The organism is Pseudomonas sp. RIT-PI-AD (assembly GCF_025642785.1).
Lineage (GTDB): Bacteria > Pseudomonadota > Gammaproteobacteria > Pseudomonadales > Pseudomonadaceae > Pseudomonas_T.
The window spans coordinates 1-11,529 of the sequence record NZ_JANZKU010000047.1; the positions used below are offsets into that span (position 1 = coordinate 1).

Genomic DNA, 11,529 nt, shown 5'->3' on the forward strand with positions numbered 1-11,529 from the left:
TGCCCCATTTTTCTGCTCTGGAGAAACCAGATCTTGATCAATTCCCACGATGCGTCGCAGAGTTCGTAGCGCCTTGCCATGAGGCCTCCAGCCAATCATGGAGGTAAGTTTACCCATACCGACTTTTCGTACAAAATCTAACAACTTTGGCAGCTCTCGCCAACAAGCCCATTGGCTTTTAACTAAACAGTTTCCTCCGTATCTTTCATTACTATTTCTTTTTCACTTAAGATAAATCCACAACTACTAATATTCCGTCATTACACTTGGATCTTCCAGTAACTTCTTTCGACACGTTCTTCCATATGAAATCTGGATTTAATGCTTTATATGCTCTATAAAATAAGCAGACGGCCAAAGGGCACGTTCTGAAAACGCCAAACTTCCTCACCTTCCTCTTTGAGCTTTACTTAACCATTGTCTATCCACAGAAACAGGAGGCTTTCTAAAAATTTGTCTTACTCCAGAAGCACCAAAAATTAGACTGGATACCCCATCATTCATCAAAATCTCCCACTTAAAGTATTGCTCGACTTTTATTGGTGATTTGACAGTCTCCCGCTTTATCTTGTTTATACTCGTATTTATAACAGCATTCATATAACCGCTATTCCCCCAATCTATCACCACTCTTAAGTCAGTCACATCGGAGAACACCAAATAAGCTGGCGCCACTAAGAAGTGGCCCTCGCAAGCCCCACTCCAGTCAACTATGTGATCTATATCAATTATTAAATTACTTTCAAATAAATCTTGTTCCAGATTTATCCCCCAAATCTTATTATCATGCCAATTATACTCATCAAAATCTTTAAACATTTGGCTACCTATAGCGGGGCAGGTCCACACCCGCCAAAAGCGTGCTTTTCTTCAAAACACAGACAAGTATTAAGGTTCTGGTGCTGAACACTATAATGCCAATGTACAGGGCTACCAGTTTTAGCTTCGCTAACCATGCAATTTTTCTCTTCGCTTTCTTCGGCTCTACATGAGGCAATCAATCTAAATTGGCAGCGCCGGCAGTTCAACCCGACACCGTTATCCAGGTTTCTGCACAGGCAACAACATTCGCCGGATTGGCATCTGCGACTGAGTTCAGGCCAAAGAGCACAATGAAATTAACAGGAATCTCCTTTAACTCAAACTACACCCACCTCAATCCAATGGAGCACTCCACATAGAGCCCAGTCTGCGGGTTCCCGAAAGTAGTTGTAGCGCAAGCCGCTTTCGCCGTCGTGGTACTCGCCGGGATGGCGTTTCCGGAGGCGACGGACTGTCATGCCTTGGCATTGAAGCTGCCTCAGCGGGGGCCAGGGTGCTGTCGACCGTGGGAATGTTGGACAAGCTATAAATAGCTTGTCCAAAGACCTCCAACTTACAAATATACTTCCAGCTCTCATAACTGGGCTACAGAAATTTTCCAAAGTAATTAGACAAGCGCAAGAAATTCAAGGAACCTTCCCGAACTAGATGAATTTATAACCCTTGCAGACGTCACAATTTATTTATATAACAGTATCCTTCGCCATCAAAAGCTATAAGTGCTGCTTTTTGAAAACTTAAATCTAGTCCACTTAGCTTTTTTAGGAAATCCGCCAAGTAATTATCACTTTTTTTGGAGTATTCAAAAACCGCACAAACTTGATGCCAAGGAGTTGCAGAGACCTCTAACGCTTTTTTCAAAAAAAATCTATCGGTTATTTTTTCGAATAAATAATATATTTCCCCACCAAATGAAACTGTATATTCCTTAAGCTCCAATGGAACATCTCTCTCCGAAGCCATTACGTCATCTATAATTACAACAAAGCCTTTTTTTAAACACTCTAAAATGTAATCACATATATATTCATAACTCACAGAATTCCCTAATGATTCACGAAGGCTGTTATTGTACGGCTCATCTAGTAATTCAAATTTAAAATTACCGGAATGATCTGTTAAATACCTTAAAATAGCTTTGCTCAACGCCCCGCCAGCTTGTAGCGATTCCTCTACATATTTTTCTAACTCTGCTTTTTCAATTGTCATTTTGGATATATAACACCGTTAGGAAATATTCTATAACCAGGACCTTTTCTGTCGTTGAAATCCCAATGCGGGCCTATATCTCCGCCATGATTTAGATCAGGGTGGATGCTTTCTGGCCCATTAGGGTTTTTGTAGCCCCCCTTGTCTCCTCCCTGAGGAGGTCTACCTTTCCAAGTCCATTCATCTCCCTCAGGGCCTACAGGAGCTTTTCCAGGATCTGAATGACTATAGTCAGGGATTTTGCTAGGAAGATCTATTGGGCAATTAGGCCCTTCACAACCTTCATCTACGCCTGTAGCCAGTACCTCATAAGCCCAAGTACCACTTATTCCTGCAGCTATTCCTAGAAGTGCCCACGTGCAGCCCTCGTATACTATTGCGACACATCCCGGATTAACTGCACAGGCAGCAATAGCAGGTGCCACTAAACCTTTCGGATCGACATTTTTGAGTGGATTGCCTCCTACATATCCAAACGTATTTAATCCTCCGCGCAACCCAATCGGATCACTCTCCACATAGCGCCCAGTCTGCGGGTCGTAATCGCGGAAGTAGTTGTAGCGCAGGCCGCTTTCGCCGTCGTGGTACTGGCCGGGGAAGCGCAGGTTGATCTGGGTACCGTCGGCGCTGGTTGGGGTGCCGTTGCCGAAGGCGTCGGATTGCCATTGCCAGACGATCTGCGGCGTCGCGCTGGTATCGGTGGCCAGGCGAGGGGTGTCGAGGTGGTCGCCGTGCAGGTACAGCAGGCGCGGGTTCACGGCCACGCCCTGGCTGGTGTAACTGGCCCAACGGGTCGCCAGGGGGAAGCTGTCCAGCCACAGGTAGGCCTGGCTGCGTAGTTTGCGGCCGCTGGCGTCGTAGCGGGTTTCGCCCAGCACTTGGCCGTCGGGGCCGTAGAGGTAAACCAATATCCCCTGCGCGGTGAGCTTGGCCACTCGCTGGCCCAGGGCGTTGTAGCGATACTCGGCAACCGATTGGCCGTTCAGGTTCACTTGCTTCAGGCGGCCCTGCTCGTCGTAGCCCAGTAGCCGGCTGGCACGGTCCTGGGTGAGGTTACCGCTCTCGTCGCTGGTCACCGCCTGGCTGCCGATGGCGGTCAGGCGGTTGCTGTCGGTGGCGTACTGGTAGTCGGTGCGGGTCTTGGCCTGGGTGGCGAGGACGGTCTCGGTCTTGTCCAGCCGGTTGCCCACGGCGTCGTAGGTATAGCTGCGCCGGCGCTGGCTTTCGCGCTCTTCGGTGAGGCGGTCGAGGGCGTCGTAGCGGTAGTCCAGGGTGCCCCACAGGCTGCTGGCGATCCGTTCGATGTTGCCCTTGGCGTCGTGCTGGTAGTCGTCCTGCCAGGGACCGACCTGTTGGCGGACCAGTTGGTAGTCCTGGTCGTACTGGCGGTCGAGGACGATGCCGTTGCCCCAGGTCAGGCGCTTGAGCGGACCGAACGCCTGGTAGGCGATGTCGTGGGCGATGACCGTGGGGGCGCCGCCGTCCACCGACAGGCTCACGTCGCTCACCTGGCCGGCGGCGTTGCGCCGGTAGTCGACCGTCAAGCCATCCGGGTAGTCGATGCGCACCAGTTGCCCGGCGGCGTCGTAGGCATAGCCCAGGCGATCCTGCAGGAATTGCCCGCTGACGCCGAGTCGCCGGGTCTGCTCCACCAGCCGCCCCTGTTCGTCGTAGCGGTACTCGAGGCTGCCGCTGCCGTCCTCCACCGCGGTGAGATGGCCGATGCCCTTGTTGCCGTTGGCGGTGAGGTCGTAGGTGTAGTGGATGTCCAGCGCCGGGTTGCTCGGATGGTGCTGTTCCACCAGGCGATTGAGAGCGTCGTAGCGGTATTGGGTGAGGTGGCCGCGGGCATCGGTCTTCTCCAGGACGTTACCGGCTTCGTCGTGGAGGTAGCGCGTGGTGCCGCTGTCCGGACTGACCAGGGCGGTGAGGTTGCCCAGGCCGTCGTATTCGTAGCGCGTGGTGACGCCTCGTGGGTCGCGTACCTGGGTCAGGTTGTCCTGGGCGTCGTAGTCCAGGGCGGTGGTGCCGCCCAGGGGATCGCGCTGGCTGGCCAGGCGGTCCAGCGGGTCGAACGCCTGGACGTGCTGGGCACGCTTCGGGTCGCTCTCGCCCACCGGGTTGCCGTTGAGGTCGTAACTGTAGTCGCGGGTCTGGCCCCCCGCTCCCACGGAGCGCAGCAGCCGACCCAGCTCGTCGTAGACCCAGCGCTGTTGCAGGGCCAGGGTGCCGCTGGCGTCCTTGATGCGCTGCGCGGTGCGGTTGCCCATGGCATCCACGTCGTATTCGAGCCGCTCGCCCAGGTTGTTGGCGATGGCCACCAGCCGCCGGGCATCATCGTAGGTGTAGGCCAACCAACTGCCGTCGGCGCGGGTGAGCCGGGTAATCTGGCCCACCGCGTCGTAGTCGAAGCGGGTGGTGCTGCCGGCCGTGGTCACCGAGGCCAGCCAGCCGTCGATTCCCGTATAGGTCAGGATGCTGACGGTGCCGTTGGCGTCGGTGATGCGGCCCGGTTTGCCACGCTCGTCATAGTCGCCCAGGGTGGTGACGTGCCCCAGGGCGTCGGTCACCTGCACGAGGTTGCCGTGGGCGTCGTAGGCGTAGCGGGTGATGTCCTGGACATCGGTGCGCGGGCCGTCCGCCGATTCGACCTGGCCCTGGGCGGTGTAGGTGTAGCTCCAGCTATGCTCGGCCGCCTGGACGCTGGCGAGGGTGCACGACAGTGCCAGGGCGCTGAGGCCGGCGCGGAGAATCCGTGGGTACATCGGGTCTTCCTTGTGTTCAGCGTTCGGTGAGGGTCCAGCCGGTCTGGCGGCCCTGTTCGTCGTATTGATAACGGGTCACACGGCCGGGCTCGGCGACCTGGACCGGCAGGTACAGCCTGGGGTGCCACTGCGTGGTGATGGTCCGCGCCTGCGGCGTGCCCGCCGCCTCGGTACGCGACACCTCCAGCCCACGCGCGTCGTAATCGTAGGTGGTGAGGTTGCCGTTGTTGTCACGCCGGGTCTTGAGCAGGCCGCGCGCATCATAGGTGAAAGTGGAATTGCTGTTCGGGCAATTCGCCGAAGGCTCGCCTTCGATAGCGACGATACGCTTATGCCCGTTAATAGGAATGAACCGATATCGCGTTTTTTTACCTAATGGATTGGTGACAGTAGTGTTATCCAAACCATAATCCAGCCTGGTCAATTCCGCTCCATTAGCGTGAGAACTAGAGACAGCCCGGCCATTACCATCATAGTTCCAATGAGCATAGGTAACTCCCCGCTCATCTATGATATCCGTAAGCAAACGCGCATCCCGTCCATCTGTATATCTATACGATCGCTGAAACGTTTGCCCCTCATGCTTTCTAGTGACCGTGATCAGCTGCTTACGGGCGTCGTATTCGTAATTTATCTGCACATCTTTTGTAAACAGGGAAATTGGCTGATGTGCCTCGTCCTCGGTGAATTCGAACAAGCGGCCGTCTGAATCACTAACAACGACCCCCTCATGTTCGCGCGAAAAATGTAAAGCCTGTGTGCCTGGCCACCCTTGTTCAACGAGCCGTCCCTGTATGTCGAACTTATACATTTTATGATCAGCACTCACATAGCGCCATCCGCTGGGTAGCTTTTCCAGAAGCTCAACACCAGGGGTGGAAAAAATCCCTTCCGTACTTGAAAAAACAACTTCACGACCGGTCGCCTCTACGACAATAACCTCTCGATCAGTAGAATCTAGGTGTGTGGAATAGGTATGGCGCCATCTTCCATCCGCGCTATTATAATAACGCCCAAACTTCATGCCGGGCCGAACCCCTTCTAAATCAACTTCCAGTTGATATTTATTGCCATTGGTGAGATTGACTGGATTGCCTACACACCCATAGGGGGGTGGGGGTCCACTGTCTGCTCCAGCGCCGCACTGACCGAGTGTATTTTTTTCTTCATTCCCGGGGCAATCACATTCACCCGTATTATTATTATAAATTCCCACAGGGCAGTTATCACCCATTCTAACAATGCGATAGTATATTCCTACAGGATTCAATGCAGATCCTGTGACGCACCAATAAAAATTTTCCACCTGAGCATCTGGATATTGCTTGATGATTATGGCGGGATCCCAAGGGGAGTCGTTACCGCTTCTGAGGCTCTCACATACGCGTGCGGGCGAATAAGAGTCGAATTGCGGATAGCCAAAATAGCCCCATTTGTATGGAGCACCTACCGCAATGTTTACATATAAAATAAAAAGACCTATTGCATAGCGATATATATGTTTCTTGTTCATCCCTAAACCTTAATTCCAAAGAAGTTAGCCGCGAGGTATCTTTCTATTTTAACTCTTTCTAGCCTCACTCCTCCACTTGCTTCACCGACTTCGGCGACAGCCGCAGGCTGCGCAAGCTGCGTTTGACGCTCTTGAGGTGGTTGACCAGGCTGGGGCCGCGGGCCATGGCGACGCCCATGGCGAGGACGTCGATGACCACCAGGTGGGCGATGCGCGAGGTCAGCGGGGTGTAGATTTCGGTGTCTTCCTGTACGTCGATGGCGAGGTTGACGGTGGCCAGGTCGGCCAGGGGGGTCTGGCTGGGGCAGAGGGTGATCAGGGTGGCGCCGGCTTCACGCACCAGGTTGGCGGTGATCAGCAGGTCCTTGGAGCGCCCGGACTGGGAGATGCAGATGGCCACGTCGGTGGGCTTGAGGGTCACCGCCGACATGGCTTGCATGTGCGGGTCCGAATAGGCCGCCGCGGTGAGCAGCAGGCGAAAGAACTTGTGCTGGGCGTCGGCGGCCACCGCGCCGGAGGCGCCGAAGCCGTAGAACTCGATGCGCTGGGCATGGGCGATGGCGGCGATGGCCCGCTCCAGGGCCTGGGGGTCGAGGCGCTCGCGCACTTCCATCAGGGTGTGCAGGGTGGTGTCGAAGATCTTCAGGCTGAAGTCGGCGACCGAGTCGTTCTCGTGGATCGCGAACTGGCCGAAGCTGGCGCCGGCGGCCAGGCTCTGGGCCAGCTTGAGCTTGAGGTCCTGGAAGCCGCCGCAACCGATGGCGCGACAGAAGCGCACGATGGTCGGCTCGCTGACGCCGACGCTGCTGGCCAGGTCGGCCATGGAGCTGTGCATCACCGCAGCGGGGTCGAGCAACACGTGGTCGGCGACCTTGAGCTCCGACTTGCGCAGCAGGTGTCGGGATTGGGCGATGTGTTGCAACAGGTTCACGAGGGTAGGCTCTGACATGGTAAGTACGCCGCGCGCCGGGTCGGCAGGCACGCCTGGTGACGCCGGCTCGGTTATGCTGCCGGACGCCGGGCTGTAGTGATCTTGTAGTTATACTACACGACCCGCCCCCAAGCGAACGCACGTGGAGAGCCCCTTGACGACGCCCTGCGACATGTTGGTATTCGGCGGCACCGGCGATCTCGCCCTGCACAAATTGCTGCCCGCGCTCTATTACCTGCACCACGAAGGCCGCCTGCACGCGCAGACGCGGATCGTCGCCCTGGCGCGCCAGCGCCTGGACCGCGCGGCTTTCCAGGCGCTGGTGGAGCGCCGCTGCCGCGCCCAGGTGGCCCGCGCCGATTTCGACGCCGAGTCCTGGCGCGGCTTCGCCGAACGGCTCGACTACTTCGCCATGGATGCCTCGCAGAGCGCCGACTTCGGCCGCCTGGCGCGCCGCCTCGGGCCCGCCGAGGGACGGGTGCGGGTCTACTACCTGGCCACCGCCCCCAGCCTGTTCGAAGACATCGCCGCGCACCTGGCCACCGCCGGCTTGGCCGGCGCCGAGGCGCGCATCGTGCTGGAAAAGCCCATCGGCCATTCCCTGGAATCGGCGAAGGCGATCAACGCGGCCATCGGCGCGGTGTTCGACGAAGCCCGGGTGTTCCGCATCGACCACTACCTGGGCAAGGAAACCGTGCAGAACCTGATGGCGCTGCGCTTCGCCAACGCGCTGTTCGAGCCGGTGTGGCGCGCCGGGCACATCGACCACGTGCAGATCAGCGTGACCGAGACCCTCGGCGTGGAGAACCGCGGCGCCTACTACGATCACGCCGGGGCCATGCGCGACATGGTGCAGAACCACCTGATGCAGCTGCTCTGCCTGGTCGCCATGGAGGCGCCGGTGCGCTTCGACGCCGAGGCGGTGCGCAACGAGAAGGTGAAGATCCTCGAGGCGCTGCGGCCGATTTCCGGGCTCGACGTGCAGGACAAGACGGTGCGCGGCCAGTACGGCGCCGGCAAGATCGGCGGGCAGGACGTGCCGGCCTATTACTTCGAGAAGAACGTCGATAACGACAGCGACACCGAGACCTTCGTCGCGGTGCAGGTGGAGATCGACAACTGGCGCTGGTCCGGGGTGCCCTTCTACCTGCGCACCGGCAAGCGCATGGCGAAGAAAAGCTCGGAGATCCTCATCCAGTTCAAGCCGGTGCCCCATCGCCTGTTCGACGGCGGCGAGGCCAACTGCCTGCTGATCCGCCTGCAACCGGAGGAACGCATCAGCGTGCACCTGATGGCCAAGAGCCCGGGCAAGGGTATGCGCCTGACGCCGGTGGAACTGGACCTGAACCTGGCCCAGGCATTTCCGCAGAAGCGCCGCTGGGACGCCTACGAACGCCTGCTGCTGGACGTGATCGAGGGCGACTCGACGCTGTTCATGCGCCGCGACGAAGTGGTGGCCGCGTGGAACTGGGTCGACCCGATCCTCCAGGGCTGGCAGGAGTACTACCAGAGCCCGCGCCCCTATGCGGCCGGCTCCCTGGGCCCGGAGCAGGCGCATAACCTGCTGGAACGCCACGGCCGGGCCTGGATGGATTGAAGCGCGCGGGCGCCCTTCGCGCCCGCGGGCTTTCCGTCACCAGGGCGCCAGCCCGTAGCTTTGCGGCGCCTGGGCGACGAAGCCCAGGGCGAAGGGCAGCAGCAGCCAGGGCGCGTGACGTGCCAGCCAGGGCACCCGCGCGACCAGCCAGCCCAGGGCGATCACGCTGAAGATCAACGCCGGCAGGTAGTGGTGGATGAACATCACCCGGTCGATCAGGGCGAACGGCAGCCAGTTCGCCAGGTAGCCGAGCAGCGCCAGCGAGGCCACCGGGTCTCGCCACAGCGCCGGCTTCAGCGCCAGGATCAGCCCCAGCAGCGCGACGCTCGCGGAACCGGCCCACCACAGCAGGCTGTTGCCCTTGAGGGCGATGTCCACTTCGCCCTGGCGCCAGTAGGCCAGGGGTTTCTCGTTGAGCGGCCACTGGTACCAGCGGCTGCTGTAGGGGTGCCCGCCCATGCGCTGGTTGGCGGCGTACATCGCCTGGTGCAGCTCGACCAAGCGCCCGAAGAACGACAGCGGCTGGATGTCGTCGCGGCCGGCATAGGGCGAGTCCTCCAGGGTCTGCTGGAAGGCCGGCGAAACGTAGGCGTTGCCGGGGCCCGAATGGGGCAGCAGGTGCAGGTGCACGGCGAACACCAGGAGGTACAGCGACACGCCCCCCGCCAGCATCGCCACGGCGGTCTTCAGCACGCTGCGCAAGCGGCGCTCGCCGAGCATGAACCCCAGGTAATCCAGCGCCACCGGCAGCAGCACGAAGGGCAGCGCCACCCATTTCACCGACACCGCCGCGCCGGCCAGGACGGCGCTCGTCAGCAGCCAGCCCCAGCCGCCGCGCTCGCGGTGGTAGAGGTAGCACAGCAGGGAAGCGAAGCCCGCGGCCAGCAGGAACACATCGAAGAACAGGAAGCGCGACTGCACCAGCAGGGCGTTGTCCAGCAGCAGCAGGCCGGCGCCGAAGAACGCCAGGCGACGCCGGCGGAACAGGCGCAGGAAAAGCCCGTAGCCGAGCAGCGGCAACAGGCTGCCGACCAGCCCCGGCAGGAACCGCAGGACCAAGTAGTCCTGGTCCGGGTATTCCAGGTTCCAGGGCGTGCCGAAGGGCACCGGCTTGCAGCCGAACGACGCGGCGAAACCGGCGATCAGCAGCCGCGCCAGGGGCGGATGGATATCGAAGTAGAAGTCGCCGGTCAGGTACGACGACAGGTATTCGGCGAAATACACCTCGTCGATCACCGCCGAGCGGGGATGGCCGAACAGCAGGAAGCGGCTGGCCAGGGCCGCCGCCAGCAGCAGCGCCAGGGGCAGCCAATGGGGACGCCCGCGTTCGGCGAAGGTCATGCTCGCACACTCCGGAAAAAGGTCTCGGGACGCTCCGCCCCGCTGGCGCGGCATCCTACCCCAGGCCGCACCGGGCGCCTCAGGCCGCGCCGCGGGTGGTGCCGGTTTCCAGGTAACGCATCAGCAGGGCGTGCTCCAGGTCGCCGTCCACGGGCAGCGGCAGGTACAGGGTGTAGCCGTCGCCCAGGGCCACGCCGGTGCGCTCGCCGTAGGCGTTTTCCAGGCTGTCCAGGCGGAAGTCGTGGTTGCCGGCCGGGGTCATCAGTTGCAGGCGGTCGCCGACGGCGAAGCGGTTCTTCACCTTGACCTCGGCCAGCGCGCCGCGGCGCTTGCCGGTGAGTTCGCCGACGAACTGCTGGCGCTCGGACAACGAATAGCCATGGGCGTAGTTCTGGTACTCGTCGTGCACGTGGCGCCGCAGGAAGCCCTCGGTGTAGCCCCGGTTGGCCAGGGACTCGAGGGTGTCCATCAGGCGTTTGTCGAACGGCCTGCCGGTCACCGCGTCGTCGATGGCCTGGCGGTAGACCTGGGCGGTGCGCGCCACGTAATAGTGGGACTTGGTGCGGCCTTCGATCTTCAGCGAATGTACGCCCATGGCCACCAGGCGCTCCACGTGCTGCACCGCGCGCAGGTCCTTGGAGTTCATGATGTAGGTGCCGTGCTCGTCCTCGAAGGCGCTCATGAATTCGCCGGGACGGCTGCCGTCCTCCAGCAGGAACACCTGCCCGGTGCTGGGGCCGCGGCCGAGGGTGGGCACCTGGGCCTCGACGATCTCGCCCAGTTCGTTCTCCTCGCCGGGGCGCGCCTGGTATTGCCAGCGGCAGGCGTTGGTGCAGGCGCCCTGGTTAGGGTCGCGGCGGTTGAGGTAGCCGGACAGCAGGCAGCGCCCGGAATACGCCATGCACAGCGCGCCGTGGACGAAGACTTCCAGCTCCATGCCCGGCACCTGCTGGCGGATTTCCTCGATTTCCTCCAGCCCCAGCTCCCGCGAAAGGATCGCCCGGGTCAGCCCCTGGCGGCGCCAGAACTCGACGCTGGCGGCGTTCACCGCGTTGGCCTGCACCGACAGGTGCACCGCCACCTCCGGGTGGTACTCGCGCACCTGCATGATCAGCCCGGGGTCGGACATGATCAGCGCGTCCGGCCCCATCTCCAGCACCGGTTGCAGGTCCTTGAGGAAGGTCTTCAGCTTGGCGTTGTGCGGGGCGATGTTAACCACCACGTAGAAGCGCTTGCCGCGGGCGTGGGCCTCGGCGATGCCCTCGGCGAGGTGGGCGTGATCGAATTCGTTGTTGCGCACCCGCAGGCTGTAGCGCGGTTGCCCGGCGTACACGGCATCGGCGCCGTAGGC

Annotated in this window: 8 protein-coding genes; 1 reads left to right on the plus strand and 7 read right to left on the minus strand. The window is 60.0% G+C overall.

The window, feature by feature from the left end; translation table 11 throughout:
* Positions 1 to 387: 387 nt before the first annotated feature.
* The 5 genes from OGL92_RS21615 to hexR form a co-directional block, all read right to left on the minus strand.
* Positions 388 to 819, minus strand: a complete 432-nt coding sequence (locus OGL92_RS21615; RefSeq protein WP_263147850.1) for a hypothetical protein — start codon at positions 817 to 819, stop codon at positions 388 to 390.
* Between the two features lie 675 nt (positions 820 to 1,494).
* A complete protein-coding gene (locus OGL92_RS21620) occupies positions 1,495 to 2,031 on the minus strand; it encodes a hypothetical protein (RefSeq protein WP_263147853.1) in 537 nt (178 codons plus the stop codon).
* On the minus strand, positions 2,028 to 4,796 hold the full coding sequence (locus tag OGL92_RS21625; RefSeq protein WP_263147856.1) for an RHS repeat-associated core domain-containing protein: 2,769 nt from the start codon (positions 4,794 to 4,796) through the stop codon (positions 2,028 to 2,030). Before OGL92_RS21625 ends, OGL92_RS21620 begins: the two co-directional genes overlap by 4 nt.
* A 16-nt stretch (positions 4,797 to 4,812) precedes the next feature.
* Complete coding sequence (locus OGL92_RS21630) at positions 4,813 to 6,309, minus strand: DUF6531 domain-containing protein (RefSeq protein ID WP_263147860.1); 1,497 nt, start codon at positions 6,307 to 6,309, stop codon at positions 4,813 to 4,815.
* 64 nt (positions 6,310 to 6,373) lie between these two features.
* Complete coding sequence (hexR, locus tag OGL92_RS21635) at positions 6,374 to 7,240, minus strand: transcriptional regulator HexR (protein ID WP_263147872.1); 867 nt, start codon at positions 7,238 to 7,240, stop codon at positions 6,374 to 6,376.
* A 142-nt stretch (positions 7,241 to 7,382) separates the two neighbouring features.
* On the opposite strand from hexR, the gene zwf reads away from it, so the two are divergent.
* Positions 7,383 to 8,837: a glucose-6-phosphate dehydrogenase gene (zwf, locus tag OGL92_RS21640; RefSeq protein WP_263147863.1), complete on the plus strand. Its 1,455-nt coding sequence runs from the start codon at positions 7,383 to 7,385 to the stop codon at positions 8,835 to 8,837.
* A gap of 36 nt (positions 8,838 to 8,873) precedes the next feature.
* Here zwf and OGL92_RS21645 read toward each other — a convergent pair whose 3' ends face one another.
* Both OGL92_RS21645 and yegQ read right to left on the minus strand, forming a co-directional pair.
* A complete protein-coding gene (locus tag OGL92_RS21645; protein ID WP_263147866.1) occupies positions 8,874 to 10,178 on the minus strand; it encodes a phospholipid carrier-dependent glycosyltransferase in 1,305 nt (434 codons plus the stop codon).
* A gap of 79 nt (positions 10,179 to 10,257) precedes the next feature.
* A partial coding sequence (gene yegQ / locus OGL92_RS21650; protein ID WP_263147869.1) for a tRNA 5-hydroxyuridine modification protein YegQ occupies positions 10,258 to 11,529 on the minus strand: 1,272 nt, incomplete at its 5' end.